The organism is Advenella faeciporci, assembly GCF_014652395.1.
In the GTDB taxonomy this organism is placed as follows: Bacteria; Pseudomonadota; Gammaproteobacteria; order Burkholderiales; family Burkholderiaceae_B; genus Advenella; species Advenella faeciporci.
The window spans coordinates 1-16,072 of the sequence record NZ_BMYS01000001.1; the positions used below are offsets into that span (position 1 = coordinate 1).

Sequence of the window (16,072 nt, forward strand, 5' to 3'; positions counted from 1 at the left end):
CCTTACTTCTTCATTTCAAGTGAGCGCTTAAAGTATAAATTTAGCATCACCAGCATTGCTGGTGTGGCCTCTTACATTCCAAGCGCCCACACTTATCGGCTGTTATATTGTTAAAGAGCATACAACACGACCCAACGATCATGAGGCTGACATAAACCCGCGATAAACTTCATTCAGGTCTTGTCGCATTCAGCTCAACCCGATCCAAACCCGAAGGTTTATTACATCAGACTGACTTGACTGCGTTGCTGTGTCAGCAGCAGAGAAACGAGATTATGAAGCATGTGGTTTTGTTTGTCAAGAACTTTTTTAAAGAATTTTTAAAACCGTTCTTTTTAAACCACCCGGCCAATCGTTAAAACCAATCTGCCAGACCACCTTCTTCACGTTGCCCAGATTAAACTAAATCGTTAACACCTGAACTTCGTTTCGCTTTTCACCGCCTGGCGTTTTGGGGTAAACCCTAGTGCTGTTGCTGCGAAAGAATGAACTATAGCATGACGTTTTCAATTTCCGCAAGCTTTTCGCCATTTTTCATCCACCGAAAAACCACACAAAAGCCTACCCCATTGATTTAAATGAAAATATCAAAAATAACTGTTTGTCGTTTTTTTACACCACAACCAGGTTTACGTTTTCTCACCGCCGCACGCCTTTCACGACTCACAGGCAAAGGTGAGGTTTTTTTCAAACATTGATCGCTTTACCGGCACCCCGCTACACTCCATTGAACAATAAAAATGCAGCGTGCCAATTTACAACATAAACATGTATTCACACTATCATTAAGTAGCTATATCAGCCTTCAATTTTTCGTAAGTGTTTTTTTGACACTTTCATAAGCACCTTTATTAGTCACATTTGTATATCCCATATTCAGTAATGTTTGTCTGGCAATCTCTGAACGACGACCACTCCTACAATATAAATTAATTGATGCGTCCTTATTAGGCACTATGGACATAATTGCTGAACCAAGATTTTGATATTCAATGTTTATAGCATCGCTCACGTGACCGGACTCAAACTCAGCCGGGGTGCGCACATCAATCCAAATGGGTGCCTGTTCTTTAGTTTGCTGTGAAGTTACCGCTTCAACTTGTGCATGAACATATGTAGTTGTATTAAAACCCAATATAAAAACAGCTACCAATACAGAATTTTTAAATCCAGCCATCACACTCACCTTCTTTCATTAATTAACCAATTCAATCAGGGAGCCATAACCCTCGACTTCCATTTGCTCAAGGGGAATAAAACGCAGGCTTGCACCGTTTATGCAATAACGCAACCCACCCCGGTCTTTTGGTCCATCAGGAAAAACATGCCCCAGATGAGAATCAGCAATACGGCTACGTACTTCAATGCGCTGCATGTTGTAACTAAGGTCTTTGTGTCTGGTTACTGCATTTTCATCTATTGGCTTGGTGAAACTGGGCCAGCCACAACCCGAATCATATTTATCCCTGGAACTGAACAAAGGTTCATTGCTGACAATATCCACATACAGACCCGGTTCGAACAAATTATCATAAGCATGACTGAAAGCAAACTCGGTACCGTTTTGCTGGGTAACTCGATACTGCTCTTCAGTCAGTCGTTGACGCAACCATTTATCTTCAGGCTTTTGAAACCTCTCCCAAGCTGTCGCTTCGCTTGTTGAGATCTGTTTTTTTAGCGGTATATCAGCCTTTTTCAAATCAATATGACAATAGCCGTTGGGATTTTTTGCCAAGTAGTCCTGATGGTATTCTTCAGCGTCATAAAAATGCACCAAGGGCTGATTCTCCACAACCAAAGTCTTGCGATATTTTTTCTGCTCTGCATCCAATGCAGCCTGAATGATGGATTTTTCAGCAGGATCCGTAAAATAAACTCCGGTACGATATTGTGTACCGCGATCATTACCTTGCTTATTCAAGCTGGTAGGGTCAACAACACGAAAATAATATTCCAGAATATCGGACAAACTCAGACGATCCGCATCGTAAGTGACTTTAACCGTTTCGGCATGACCTGTTTGCCTGTAAATAACATCCTCATAGCTTGGGTTATCCGTACGACCGTTAGCATAACCGGAGACCGCATCAATAACACCAGGAATACGTTCAAAATAAGCTTCAACACCCCAGAAGCACCCCCCCGCCAGATAAATGGTTTTCTGATTCATGGCTATTGAGGCCGTATCTTTAACCGGCTTGTAAAATGGCTGGAGAGCTTTCTTTAAATCAGCCTTTGGATCTTGCACCAAAGCAATTGCCTGATCCCTGTGCAAACTGCCTTTCACAACCCGAACCAACCGATTGTCTTTATCAAATAAAGCCCAACTTGGGTACACGGCAACACTGGTATTTTTAATTATCTTGCCTTCAGGATCCAGAAGCACTGGAAGATTGGGGTAATTTAACCCAGCATACCACTCATTAAAATCAGCCAACGATTTTTCTCCGAGTTTACCTGGAGAAACAACAGAAACCAGATTTATATTATCAAAAGCCTTGTCTTGCGTCCAAGCTTGGGTAGCGTCCAATTCAGACAGACATAATGGACACCAACTTGCCCAAAGTTTTACTAAGGTGGGACGCCCTTCCTGGATCCATTTTTTTGCCGGTTGCCCTTTACCATCTTGCAATGTCAATAATTGCTGTAAGCCAGCTGCTTCATTTGCATAAGCCTTGTTTGAGGCAAGAGATAATATTGCGAGCGCCAATATTAAAAAACCAAAGAAAAACATTCTCACAGAATCACACTGCCTAGCTTTCATGATTGAACCCTGAAAAGATTAAAATAAGATCTTTTAGTTGGATCAATTTTCTTACAAGTCGTTCAAGAAAGCCTCAAGTTTATTTAGAATTGATTGCAACAAAACATTACTAAAATCCTGATTTGCGTATCATTTATGCAACATAATCTTATGATGGCAATAAAAAAGCCGCTATAAAAGCGGCTAATTTATTGAATACAAAGCGTTTTATTGGTCCCCCCGACTGGACTCGAACCAGTGACCAAAGGATTATGAGTCCTCTGCTCTAACCAACTGAGCTACAGGGGGACAACCTGACCAAAGGATTATGAGCCCTCTGGGCTTAACTTTTGCATAAACTTTCCTGAATCACTCATTACTTTCAGAAAGATCAGTATTAAACCACACTTATTACTGATTTTCAAGAAAGCTTTTAAGTTTATCGGCCCGACTGGGGTGACGCAACTTCCTTAAGGCTTTTGCCTCAATCTGACGAATACGCTCACGAGTTACGTCAAATTGCTTGCCCACCTCTTCAAGCGTCTGGTCTGAACTGATACCAATACCAAAACGCATTCTTAACACTTTAGCCTCGCGAGGCGTTAACGAGTCAAGCACCTCCTTAAAGGCATCGCGCATTGAACCATATAGCGCAGAATCAGAAGGAGCCAGTGTAGCGCCATCTTCAATGAAATCGCCCAAATGAGAGTCGTCGTCGTCACCAATCGGGGTCTCCATGGAAATGGGCTCTTTGGCAATTTTAAGGATCTTGCGAATTTTATCCTCGGGCATATCCATTTTCTGGGCCAAAGTTGCCGGATCGGGTTCCACACCGGTTTCCTGCAAAATTTGGCGATTGATACGATTCATTTTATTGATGGTTTCAATCATATGAACCGGAATACGGATCGTACGGGCCTGGTCAGCAATAGAACGGGTAATTGCCTGGCGAATCCACCAAGTGGCATAGGTAGAAAACTTATAACCACGGCGATATTCAAATTTATCCACGGCCTTCATAAGACCAATATTCCCTTCCTGGATAAGATCCAGGAACTGCAGTCCGCGGTTGGTATATTTCTTGGCAATTGAAATCACCAGACGCAAGTTGGCCTCGATCATTTCACGCTTGGCCTTCTTGGCCTTGGCTTCACCCGTAACCATGCGCTTGTTAACTTCTTTAAGATCCTTGATTGGAAGAATAACAGCCGTTTCAAGGTCTATAAGTTTTTGCTGGATTTCGTGGATATCCGGAATTGATCGCTCTAGCGTAGCCGCATAAGGAGGTTTTTTCGCCACTTCCTGGTGAACCCAATCCAGATTCGTTTCATTACCAGGAAACACCTTGATAAAATAAGCACGTGGCATGCCAACACGATCAATACATGTGTGCAAGATTGTTCGCTCAAGGGCGCGCACCTCTTCAACCTGCATACGCAGGGAATCAGCCAAACGCTCTACCATTTTAGCGGTAAAACGCACCCCAATCAGCTCATCAAGAATAGCCTGCTTGGCTTCCATGTACGCTGCCGTTTTGTAGCCACCTTCTTCGTAGATGGTTTTCATCTTGCCAAACCAGTGCTCAACAATGTCAAATTTGGCCAGCGCCTCATCACGCAAGGTCTCTATCTGCCTGCTGCTCATACCACCGGCGGGCACATCTTCCTCGTCTTCCTCGACCACACCTGAACCGGCATATTCTTCACCATCTTCAGACAACAGACCGTCTACGACCTCATCAATTTGAGCCTGGCCATCACGAACGCGCTGGATATGATTCAGAATCTCTTTGATCGTTGTGGGGCAAGCAGCAATTGCCATGACCATATGCTTAAGGCCATCTTCAATTCGCTTGGCGATTTCAATTTCACCTTCCCTGGTCAGCAGCTCTACCGTACCCATTTCACGCATATACATACGGACCGGATCGGTGGTACGGCCAAAGTCCGAGTCAACCGTTGTTAATGCCGCTTCCGCCTCATCCTCAACGTCATCATCAGGTGATGCCATTGCCGCATTGTCGTTTAAGAGCAACGCTTCGGCATCGGGTGCCTGGTCATAAACAGAGATGCCCATATCACCAAAGGTACTGATAATGCCGTCAATCGCTTCGGCATCGACCAGATCATCAGGCAATTGATCATTGATTTCACTATAGGTGAGATAGCCACGATCTTTACCCAGTTTGATCAGTTGCTTGAGCCGATTACGACGTGCCTCAAGCTCTTCAGCTGAAAAGGGCCCGCGAGTTCCACCCGTAATAACGTCTTTGGCATCTTTACCACGCTTGCCACGTTTTACAGGCTTAAGCTCAGGAACCTCTTCCGCCTCTTCATCACCCGCATCAAGAAAATCGTCCTCGTCATTCTTGGGCTTTGACGGACGACCAGGTTTACGGCCGCCAGAGGCCGATGCCTTGGTTCTTTTGCCTGAGAGCTCCTCATCTTCCAGAAAATCGTCATCAAAATCATTCAGCGAATCATCTGTGTCAAGATTTTTACTGGAAACACGAGTCTTTGTCGTTGTGTCTTTAATTGATTTAGCCACCGTATTACTTGCTGCCTTATTAACTACTTTTGAAGATAGGGATGCATCGCCCTGGCGCTGCCGTTCTGATTGAACACCTGCAGGCATCACAGGCCTGGATGCTGAAGATTCTGGTTTAATTATACTTTTTGTGTCAAGCTTCGCCTTGGTTGGACTCTTGCTTACCGTTTTTGTTGCTGTTTTTTTTACTGCTGTCTTGGTAGAAGTTGGCTTACTACTGTCTTTGATCATATTAGATTCCGAAAGTGACAAAACAACCACAAAACAACACTAACTTATGAATTTTTTATAAAAAAAGCTATAAATTAGAATTGGCGAAAAAGCATGAACAACCGTACATTGTACATCATTTATCGTTTTACCACACGACTCAATAATAAAATACGTTTATTCAATGCCTGGTAACGTTGGCGCGCCAATTCGGAATTCAGTCCTTCCTGAACCAGCTTAGCCTGTTCATTACGTAAGGTATCCATTTCAATACGCTGTAAAGCATCATTCCACTCATCAACTGGATGAGGCAACTCTTCCATATCCATGGTTTCTACTGAAATAGAAGACAAAATGGCATACAGGTCTGAACCTTCATCGACGGCCTGCAATAATGCACCCATATGCCGTGCACCACTTGAAATTGCCAATGAAATAAACTCACGCACCAATCCCAGATGGGGGCTATGACTCAAAACTTCAAGTTGCTGATCTGCAATTTGATCCACCAATACAGGATGCATGGCCAATAATCGCAACAATCGTTTGGCCAAGGGAGTTACCTGCTTGCCCGACCCTTTTTTGCCATTAATGGCATAAGGCTTTGCTTTTCTGGACTGAACCAGAGCAAAATCATCAAATGGCACGACATCAACATCTTCATTGAACCCATCAAATGCAGAAGGCTCAAAAGAAGGCATAACCGAGCCGGAAGACATGACAGGACTATGCACAGCCTGAGGCTGCAGCGACATCGAAGCACGTGCGGCAATTTCTTCCTGGTAAAGCGCAAGATCCTTAAGCAACTCTTCAGAAGTGAGTGAAACCAGCCTGGCAAAATCGTGCCCTATCTGGGTTTTAATGCCCGATTCAGGAATTTGCGTCATTAAAGGCCTTGCCTCATGAAGACATGCTGCCCTGCCCTCTGCTTCATTTAGAGGGTGACGTTCTGCCAATGTTTGCAGCATAAATGAAGACAAGGCCACTGATTCCTGCACTTTTTCCCGGAAAGCATCAGCACCGAATTCTCTAATATAAGAATCGGGATCATGCTCTGGCGGTAAAAACAAAAACCGGATGGAAACGTCATCGCGTAACAACGGCAGACAGGTCTGCAATGCTCGCCACGCCGCTTTCTTGCCAGCGTTATCACCATCAAAGCTGAAAACAATCCGGTCACTTGCCCGGATTAGCTTCTGAATATGCTGAGGGGTAGTAGCTGTACCCAAGGTGGCAACCGCATTATGCATACCCTGCTCTGACAAACCAACCACATCCATGTAACCCTCAACCACCAGAACAAATCCTTCCGCACGGATTCCCTGGCGATTTTCCCACAAGCCGTATAATTCCAGACCTTTAGAAAACACAGGCGTTTCAGGTGAGTTAAGGTATTTAGGCTCACCCTTACCAATGATACGCCCGCCAAAACCAATTAATTTCCCTTTTGCATTAAAAATTGGGAACATGATCCGCTCACGAAAGCGATCGTACCGGCGTCCGTCTTCTGATTCTATAACCAGACCAGACTCAAGTAAAATTGGTTCTTCGTAATTGGCAAAAACCTCTTTAAGCCCCTGCCGGTTAGTACCAGACCATCCTAAACCAAAACGCTTGGCCGTTTGCCCGCTTAAACCGCGTTGCTTTAAATAGGCAATGGCCTGTGTACTGGTTCTTAACTGGGACAAATAAAAAGCATGCGCCTTTTCAAGCACTTGCTGGTGCAGCATGGTTTCGGTTTGTTTTTGTCTGACCTGTTTTTGCTGGAAAGCAGTGCGCTGCTCTTCAGGCACAACCAGGCCCACCGAGCCCGCAAGAGATCGGACCGCTTCCGGAAAGCTGGCGCCGGTATGTTCAATAAGAAAAGAGATGGCGGTACCATGAGCTCCACAACCAAAACAATGATAAAACTGTTTAGTGGGGCTGACCGTAAATGAGGGAGATTTTTCGTTATGAAAGGGGCACAGACCAAGTAAATTGGCCCCGCCCTTTCTTAACTGAACATACTTGCCAACCACATCGACAATATCGACACGGGCCAGCAAATCCTGAATAAAACCTTCAGGAATCAATATAAGCGTGGAGGCAGTTGCTGACTACGAATGCGTTTGTAGTGACGCTTAACAGCAGCGGCGTGTTTACGCTTGCGCTCTGCAGTTGGCTTTTCGTAGAATTCGCGTGAACGCAATTCTGTCAGCAAACCGGTTTTTTCAATAGTGCGCTTGAAGCGACGCAATGCAGCCTCGAATGGCTCATTCTCTTTTAATCTTACTTGTGGCATGTATATGAAAGCAATTAAGCTCAGTTAATGGTAAATAAAAATTAGCCCGGTAAATAAATAAAATCACATAACGTTGTTGGCTGGCTATGCCAAGTTTTGGGGTTTCGCTACACCAACTTCACGCCATGGTTATGATCTTATCTATTCCCAACTAAAAACTTGCGTTTTCCTTACGTTTTATTAGCCTTGCCGTTTCCAGCAAAGCCAACTTAAAACTGAAGTAATCTCGGATTATAACATAAATTAGTTATTTTCCACACCTTTTCTAACCCAGGCTTCCAATTGGTGTGGCCTTAAACTGTCATAATCTTCGAAAGGCTGGTGAATCCAGGGGTTTGTAGGCAGTTTGTCAACATAATAATTCGGCTCAACTTTGGCGTGACCTTTCCACCACAAAACCGCTGAACGCAACTCTATGATACTTGGAAATTGCTTTAACAGATGCTCTTGCACCTTGCTAAAGGTAAGGCCTGTATCCACCATATCATCTACCAGCAAAACACGCCCCTCAAGGGTACCTTTCGTGATAGTTATGAACTGGGCGATATCCAGCTGGCCCTGAACCGTACCAGCAGCCTCACGGTAACTGCTGGTAGCCAAAATACCCAAGGGAACATCAAACACACGGGAAAGCACATCGCCCACACGAACACCACCGCGTGCCAGACAAACTATGCTATCAAACTTCCAGCCAGATTTGTAGACGATCAGACCCAGTCTTTCAACCAGGTGATGATACTCATCCCAACTGACCCATAAATCGCTATCAGTACTTGTTGGCAACGACATATATTCACCTGTACCGGTTAATCCAGGAATGGATGACGACGAAGAATGGTTTCCATGCGATCTGGACCCGTTGAAATCATATCAATAGGCACTTCGCAAATTTCAGCAACACGATCAAGGAAATGACGGGCATTTTCGGGTAACCGGTCGTACTCTTTGACTCCAACAGTAGATTCAGTCCAGCCTGGCATCATTTCAATGATGGGTTCCGCCTTGGCAACTTTATGAGCCCCATAAGGGAGAAGATCTACCCGCTCGCCATCAATATGGTAACCCACACACAGGCCAATACTTTCGATACCATCAAGAACATCAAGTTTAGTAACGCACAAACCTGAAATACCATTAACAATGACCGAACGTTTAAGGGCAGCACCATCAAACCAGCCGCAACGTCGCGGACGACCGGTTACCGCACCAAACTCATTACCCACTTTGGCTATGTGCGCACCTGTTTCATTATTGAGTTCGGTTGGAAAAGGCCCTGATCCCACACGAGTTGTATACGCCTTGGTAATACCCAAAACATAGTTCAGACGCTGTGGACCAACGCCCGCACCCGCTGATGCTGCACCCGCCAGACAATTGCTGCTGGTAACGAATGGATAAGTACCATGATCGATATCAAGCAAGGCTCCCTGCGCACCTTCAAACAGCAGCTTCTGGCCTTCTTTTTGAGCCTGATACAGCAAAGCGGAAACATCCGCAACCATTGGCTCGATAATGGGAGCCAGCGCCATGGCCTGTGCCTTGACATCATCAAAAGAGATGGCTTCGGCACCCAGATGCTGGGTAAGAATGAAATTATGGTATTCGAGCACTTCATGCAATTTAGCATCGAATAGAGCCGGATTATAAAGATCCTGTACACGCAATGCGCGACGGGCAACCTTGTCCTCGTAGGCAGGCCCAATACCACGACCGGTTGTACCAATTTTGTTATCGCCTTTTTTCGCTTCACGTGCCTGATCAACCGCAACGTGATAAGGCAGTATCAAGGGGCATGCCTCTGAAATTTTCAGGCGTGAACGAACATCCAGACCCGCACCTTCCAGCTCTTCAATTTCTTTCAGCAGCGCCTCGGGAGACAGCACGACACCATTACCGATATAACATGTAACGCTGGGATGCATAATGCCAGATGGAATCAGACGCAAAACAGTTTTTTTACCATTAATCCACAAGGTATGACCTGCATTGTGACCGCCCTGGAAACGCACAACGCCTTGCGCAGATTCGGCCAGCCAATCAACAATTTTTCCCTTGCCTTCATCACCCCATTGGGTACCGATAACAACTACGTTCTTGCTCATATTAAATCATATAAATAAAAATACATCGTTCGTCACTTGCCGGCAGAAATGCCCCCGTCAAGACCTAGTTTTACTGAATACTTTCCAGGATCCAGTCACCCTCACTGTAGACCAACTCACTTTCAAAAATGAATTCATCAACACTTTGCGTACTGTTTGGAAAAATCTGTACTACCACATGTCCCTGATTTCGCAATTCGCGAATCCGCTCGACCAGATCCACATCGAGCCCCCATGGCGCCTTGATGGCCCTTGAGGGCTGGGCAGGTGAAAGACCTGCAGAAACCTTGCGCAAATCAAGACTGAAGCCGGTTGCAGGACGCGCCCTGCCAAAAACCTTGCCTACGTTATCATAACGGCCACCCCGCACGATGGCATCATGCCAGCCCGGTGCGAAAATGGCAAAACTGACGCCTGAGTGATAATCGTAACCACGAACATCAGCCAAATCAATACCCACACAAGCATTATCCAGAGCACCAACCAGTTCACGCAAAGACTGTAGCGCCTGACTGATACCCGGCAAATCAGGCAGGCTTTCCTGGGCCTCATCGAGCACATTAACCGAGCCATACAAGCTTGGCAACAAAATTAACGCATTGGCTATGTCTTGTGGCACATCCTGACAACCCTCAAGCAACTCTTTCAAGCTTGGTACATCTTTGTCATTGAGTAAAGAGAAAATCTCACCAGCCCGCTCGGAAAGCGATGGAACCGAATCCACCAGAACACGGGAAACATTGGGATGATTCAGGTCAATGCGCGGCTTTTGAACGCCTGCCATTTCAAGGCTATCAAGGGCCAATTGAATAATTTGCAAGTCTGCCTCAAAACCGGCATGCCCATAAATTTCCGCCCCAATTTGCAGCAACTCACGATCAGACAGCAAGCCGGATGGGCGAGCGTGAATGACACTACCACAATAGCAAAGGCGCGTAACGCCTTCGCGATTTAGCAAGTGTGCATCAATGCGGGTTACCTGCGGTGTCATATCCGCCCTCAAACCCATCGTGCGGCCAGATAACTGGTCTACCAGTTTACAGGTGCGCAATTGCAAATCAAGACCTTTGGCAGCCAGGAGTGAATCGGTATATTCAATTAATGGCGGCGCAACCATTTCAAAACCGAAGGTACGGTAAAGATCCAGCAATTTACGTCGAAGCTCTTCAATACGCCGCGCCTCTGCCGGGAGAATATCCGACAAGTGTTCGGGCAATAACCAGTTACTTGTTGTCATGGCAATTTATCAAATAAAAATGCGGCTCGTTGCGTAAGCAATGCGAGCCGCATTTAGGAATAGTTTCTGAACTTACACGGCATTGTACAACTAATTAAGCATAAATTCAGCAAATAAACCCGTTTTTCAATTTATTGTGTACTGGTCGACACATTTCCATCTGATTGCTTGAAGAAGCGGAAGAAATCAGAATTCGGATCAACAACCAATAAATCTTTTTTAGAGCCGAATATTGATTTATAGGCATTCATGCTGTTGTAAAAGCTGTAGAAATCAGAATTTTTTCCATAAGCATCAGCATAAATGGCTGCCGCCTGCGCATCACCCTCACCACGAATGGCCTGGGCCTTGGCATTGGCTAAAGCAAGCTCTTCCTGGACTTTACGATCAGCCTCAGCGCGAATTTTCTCGCTTTCAGCGGCACCATTTGCCCGCAAGCTGTTTGCCTCTTGTTTACGCTCTGCCTGCATTCTTGAGTACACGGAATCAGACACTTCCTGTGAAAACTCGATACGTTTCAGACGGACATCAACCACCTGAATACCTAAAGGCTTGGCTCGCTCTTCCACATTATTCAGAATTTCGGCCATTACCACATCACGCTCCTGAGATATAACAGCGCGAACGGTACGAGTGTTGACCGAGGCATTCAGTGCATCACGAATTTGCGCACCCAGACGGTTCTGCGCGGCAAAAGTGCTATCTCCGAAAGACACATAGAATTGCAATGGATTTGAAATACGCCACTTGATATAAGAGTCAATGATCAGGTTTTTCTTTTCTGATGTCTGAATTCTTTCAGTATCACCGGATTCGATAGTCTGGATCCTCTTGTCAAGATAAACCACGTTTTCAAGCGGTGTCGGAAGCTTGAAGTAAAGGCCAGGCTCCTGGATGGTGCGCTGCCATTCACCCAACTTGAACACCAGGGCATAGTTCCGCTCAGAAACAACAAAAATTGATGATGACAGCAAAAGGGCCGCCACAAAAAGTACGATACCCACTACAGTATTACGATTCATTATATCCACCTCCTAGCGACGATCAAAGTTATCACGGGTCAGACGATTCCGTGATGCTGCACTGGCATCACTGCCAGAGGCTGACGCAGTACTGCTGGAGGAAGTAACGGCACTGGATGACGCCGATGTTGTAGCTGATGCTGGTGTGGGGGCCGATGTTTGCTCGATCAGTTTATCGATGGGCAGATACATCATATTATTGCCGCCTTCAGTATCGACCATCACTTTGGATGCGTTTTTAAAGACATCTTCCAATGTGGAAATATACATACGCTCACGTGTAATATCTGGCGCCTTCGAGTATTCCTTTTCTATGCTTTCAAAACGAGAAGCCTCACCTTGGGCCTTACCCACCACAGTGGCACGATAACCTTCTGCATCCTGCATCATACGAGAAGCCTGACCACGCGCCTCGGGAATGACCTTGCTGGCATAAGCATTACCTTCGTTTTTCTGACGCTCGTTATCCTGACCGGCCTTGATAGCATCCTCGAATGCAGCCTGGACCTGCTCGGGAGGCTGCACGTTTTGAATGGCCACTGTAGTGACCTCTATACCAGATTGGTAGCGATCAAGAATTTGCTGCATTAACTTCATGACATCCATGGCAGCAGCCGTACGGCTTTCATACAGGATTTTATTCATTGACTGTTTGCCAACCACTTCACGCATGGCCGTTTCTGCAGCCTGACGCACTGACTCATCCGGAGAAACCAGACGGAAGATATAGTCAGCAGCAGGACTGTAGTCACCGGCCTCAAGCGGCATTTCCGCCTTAAGACGGTACTGGACATCAAACTGCACATCAACGATATTCTCGTCTTCAGTCAGCATTAAGGCCTCAGGCAAGACTTTATTGCGGGAATTGTCGCGATAACCCACCGAGAAAGAACGAACACTCGCGATATCAACCAATTCAACGCCTTGCACAGGCCGAGGAATATGCCATTGAAAACCAGGCTGAACCGTTTTCAGGTATTTTCCAAATTGCGTTACCACACCCACCTGACCTTCGCGAACGATATAAAAGCCGCTGGCCAGCCAAAGTAACAAGGCAACGATAATAATAAAAACAATGCCGAATTTGGCCGCTTTGGGAGAAGGATTGAACCCCCCGGTACGTGGAGGCTTGCCAAAGCCGCCGCCACCGCTTTTTTTATTACCAAAAACACTCTTGATTCGATTGTTGAAATCCGCCCAGACCTGATCAAGATCGGGTGGCCCGTCCCCCTGATTGGAGGGACGCTTTGGTGGCTCATTCTGACCTGAACCATTTTGATTACCACGACCCCAACCCGGATCGTTCAAATTAAATATTTTTGAGACTCGCAACATTATTTCCTATTTTTTCTTTGGCTTCAGCGATTGCCCCGCGCAATCCGTCCAAGCCGGTTCGATCTAATGCACTGACAAAAACGCGGACTATTCTGCCCTCTTCGTTTCGTTCAATTTTTGGTTCATAACCCACTGCATCAATCTTATTGTAAACAAGAATGCATGGTATGTCTTTAGCACCGATCTCTTCAAGCACTTTATTCACTTCCAGAATCTGTTCATCGCGCTGCGGACTGGAAGCATCTATAACATGCAAAAGTAGATCGGCCTGAACTGTTTCTTCAAGGGTTGCCTTAAAGGCGGCAATCAAGGTTGTGGGCAAATCGCGAATAAAGCCAACCGTATCCGAAACAACCACCTGCCCGGCACCTTCAATCCATATTCTTCGTGTTGTTGTATCAAGAGTGGCAAACAACTGATCAGCCGCATAGGCGCCTGCACGGGTTAAGGCATTGAACAACGTAGACTTGCCTGCGTTGGTATACCCCACCAGGGAGACCGACATGGTACCTCCCCTTGCCCTTGAGCGACGTTGCGTGGTGCGCTGGCGTTCGACTTTACTTAGCCGTTCCCGCAACACCTTAACCTTGTCCCCAATCATCCGCTTGTCCATTTCCAGCTGGGCCTCACCCGGGCCACGCATGCCTATTCCGCCACGCTGTCGCTCCAGGTGAGTCCACATGCGTGTAAGCCGGGTCATGAGATGCTGTAATTGCGCCAGCTCAACCTGCAGCTTGCCTTCATGGCTTTTGGCACGCAAGGCAAATATATCAAGAATAAGCGCCACACGATCAACAACCCTTAAATTAAACGCCCTTTCAAGGTTTCGCTGCTGGGCCGGGCTAAGCGCCTGATCAAATAAAATGATATCCACATCGGAAGACTGGGCCAGCAGAACAGCCTCTTCAAGCTTTCCAGAGCCAATAAAATATGCCGCATCGGGTTTGTCCCGTTTGGCCATAACCGTTGCCACAACTTCTGCCCCGGCACCTTTAGCCAGCATTTCAAACTCTTCGGCATGTGCCTGGTAATCGGGTTTACCGAAATTTACACTGATAATTAATGCGCGCATACACCCCTAAAAAGGAAAATGCCCGCACAGGCTAACCTGGCGGGCCATGTTTCTGCGAAAAGATTGTTTTTCTTATTCAGCAGGAACATCAACCTGAAAACTGACAGCACGAGCTGGAACCACAGTGGAAATAGCGTGTTTGTAAACCATTTGGGTAACGGTATTTCTTAGTAAAACCACATATTGGTCGAAAGATTCGATTTGTCCTTGTAATTTGATCCCGTTGACCAGATAAATAGATACGGGAACATGCTCTTTACGCAGTGCATTTAAGAAAGGATCTTGTAGTGATTGCCCTTTAGTGCTCATTGGCGAGGCTCCATTTTAATGTTATTAATAGGTGAATTTTATAAAAATAGTACTTTACCGACATTTTAAACAACTTACCACCTAATAAGTAAATTCCAATATTTTCGGTAATTTTTTTATTCAGAACCAATATTAGTTGAAGTTAATATTTCAGACAATGTTTTTATTAATACTTCACATTGTTTTCGGGTTCCTATGGTAATTCTCAAGTATTGAGAAATACGATTCTGGTCAAAATGCCGTACCAAAACAAGATGCTGGCGCAATTGCGCGCTTAGCACAGCCGCATCAATCCGGGGGTGCGAAACAAACACAAAATTGGTTTTTGATGGCAAGACCACAAAACCCAAACCGGCAAGTTCCTGACTGACAAACTCACGTGAAGAGATAATCTCTTGCCGGGTTTGTTCAAAATAGGCATCATCTTCAAAAGCGGCAATAGCACCCACTTGGGCCAGCCTGTCTAGCGGGTAAGAATTAAAACTGTTCTTAACCCTGACAAGGGCTTGCAACAAATGGGGCTGCGCCATGGCAAATCCAACCCGCAAACCCGCTAACGAGCGTGATTTGGACAAGGTTTGCAACACAATCAGGTTATCGTATTTTTCCAGTAACCTGACGGCTGAATCCGCGCCGAAATCCACATAAGCCTCGTCAATAGCCACCACAATATCAGGCTGTGCCTGCAGTAATTCTTCTATTTTTTCCAGACTTACTGCAATCCCGGTAGGCGCATTCGGATTGGGAAAAATAATACCACAGACATCTTCTGAAGAAACATTGATGTAGTCATTGATATCAATTTCAAATTGGCTGTTTAATGCAACCGCTTCAAAATCAAGGTCATACAATTTTGCATACACCCGATAAAAACTGTATGTAATATCAGGGAACAGGACTTTTTTGCCCCTGTGCCTGAACAAGGCATAGAACAAATGTGCCAGCACCTCATCAGATCCGTTACCCGGAAAGACAAAGTCCGCAGGAATATCATAATAACTCCCGATGGCTTCACGCAATTTATCTGATTCTGGATCTGGATACAAACGCAGGTTTTCTTCGACCTCCTGCCGGATCGCGTCGATGACGACCGGAGATGGATCAAACGGTGACTCATTGGTATTAAGCTTTATGTACTGACCGTCTTTAGGCTGTTCTCCGGGAACATAAGGCTTCAGTTCCCGAACAAAATCGCTCCAGAATTTACTCACGCT

At 45.7% G+C, this 16,072-nt stretch carries 13 protein-coding genes and 1 tRNA gene; all 14 read right to left on the reverse strand.

From position 1 onward, the window contains the following. Positions 1-805 precede the first annotated feature (805 nt). The 14 genes from IE074_RS00005 to hisC all read right to left on the reverse strand — a co-directional run bounded on the left by IE074_RS00005 (position 806) and on the right by hisC (position 16,069). Positions 806-1,177 carry a rhodanese-like domain-containing protein gene (locus IE074_RS00005; protein ID WP_189383399.1) on the reverse strand — a complete coding sequence of 124 codons (372 nt, stop codon included), beginning with the start codon at positions 1,175-1,177 and terminating at the stop codon, positions 806-808. Positions 1,178-1,195: 18 nt separating this feature from the next. Further along, entirely contained in the window at positions 1,196-2,764 is a 1,569-nt protein-coding gene (msrAB, locus tag IE074_RS00010) for a bifunctional peptide-methionine (S)-S-oxide reductase MsrA/peptide-methionine (R)-S-oxide reductase MsrB (protein WP_229793823.1), read from the reverse strand. A 211-nt stretch (positions 2,765-2,975) separates the two neighbouring features. Continuing rightward, positions 2,976-3,052: transfer RNA gene (locus IE074_RS00015), tRNA-Ile, on the reverse strand. A 102-nt stretch (positions 3,053-3,154) separates the two neighbouring features. Beyond that, on the reverse strand, positions 3,155-5,521 hold the full coding sequence (gene rpoD, locus IE074_RS00020; protein ID WP_189383400.1) for an RNA polymerase sigma factor RpoD: 2,367 nt from the start codon (positions 5,519-5,521) through the stop codon (positions 3,155-3,157). Between the two features lie 119 nt (positions 5,522-5,640). Further along, positions 5,641-7,572, reverse strand: a complete 1,932-nt coding sequence (dnaG, locus tag IE074_RS00025) for a DNA primase (protein ID WP_189383401.1) — start codon at positions 7,570-7,572, stop codon at positions 5,641-5,643. Beyond that, the gene (rpsU, locus tag IE074_RS00030; RefSeq protein WP_169294755.1) at positions 7,569-7,781 is read right to left on the reverse strand and encodes a 30S ribosomal protein S21; all 213 of its coding nucleotides are present in this window, start codon (positions 7,779-7,781) and stop codon (positions 7,569-7,571) included. The genes dnaG and rpsU overlap by 4 nt, the downstream gene beginning before the upstream one ends. Positions 7,782-8,024: 243 nt before the next feature. Then, positions 8,025-8,570 (reverse strand): phosphoribosyltransferase, encoded by a 546-nt coding sequence (locus IE074_RS00035; RefSeq protein ID WP_189383402.1) that lies wholly within the window; start codon positions 8,568-8,570, stop codon positions 8,025-8,027. 17 nt (positions 8,571-8,587) lie between these two features. Then, on the reverse strand, positions 8,588-9,883 hold the full coding sequence (locus tag IE074_RS00040; protein ID WP_189383403.1) for an adenylosuccinate synthase: 1,296 nt from the start codon (positions 9,881-9,883) through the stop codon (positions 8,588-8,590). A 70-nt stretch (positions 9,884-9,953) separates the two neighbouring features. Then, positions 9,954-11,120, reverse strand: coding sequence for an ATP phosphoribosyltransferase regulatory subunit (locus tag IE074_RS00045; RefSeq protein ID WP_189383404.1), 1,167 nt, complete (start codon positions 11,118-11,120; stop codon positions 9,954-9,956). A 131-nt stretch (positions 11,121-11,251) separates the two neighbouring features. Next, the gene (gene hflC / locus IE074_RS00050; protein ID WP_189383405.1) at positions 11,252-12,142 is read right to left on the reverse strand and encodes a protease modulator HflC; all 891 of its coding nucleotides are present in this window, start codon (positions 12,140-12,142) and stop codon (positions 11,252-11,254) included. A 12-nt stretch (positions 12,143-12,154) separates the two neighbouring features. Beyond that, the gene (hflK, locus tag IE074_RS00055) at positions 12,155-13,477 is read right to left on the reverse strand and encodes an FtsH protease activity modulator HflK (RefSeq protein ID WP_189383406.1); all 1,323 of its coding nucleotides are present in this window, start codon (positions 13,475-13,477) and stop codon (positions 12,155-12,157) included. Continuing rightward, entirely contained in the window at positions 13,452-14,549 is a 1,098-nt protein-coding gene (gene hflX / locus IE074_RS00060) for a GTPase HflX (RefSeq protein ID WP_189383407.1), read from the reverse strand. The genes hflK and hflX overlap by 26 nt, the downstream gene beginning before the upstream one ends. A gap of 72 nt (positions 14,550-14,621) precedes the next feature. Then, positions 14,622-14,858: an RNA chaperone Hfq gene (gene hfq, locus IE074_RS00065; RefSeq protein WP_169294762.1), complete on the reverse strand. Its 237-nt coding sequence runs from the start codon at positions 14,856-14,858 to the stop codon at positions 14,622-14,624. Positions 14,859-14,974: 116 nt separating this feature from the next. After that, positions 14,975-16,069 (reverse strand): histidinol-phosphate transaminase, encoded by a 1,095-nt coding sequence (gene hisC / locus IE074_RS00070; RefSeq protein ID WP_189383408.1) that lies wholly within the window; start codon positions 16,067-16,069, stop codon positions 14,975-14,977. Positions 16,070-16,072 lie beyond the last annotated feature (3 nt).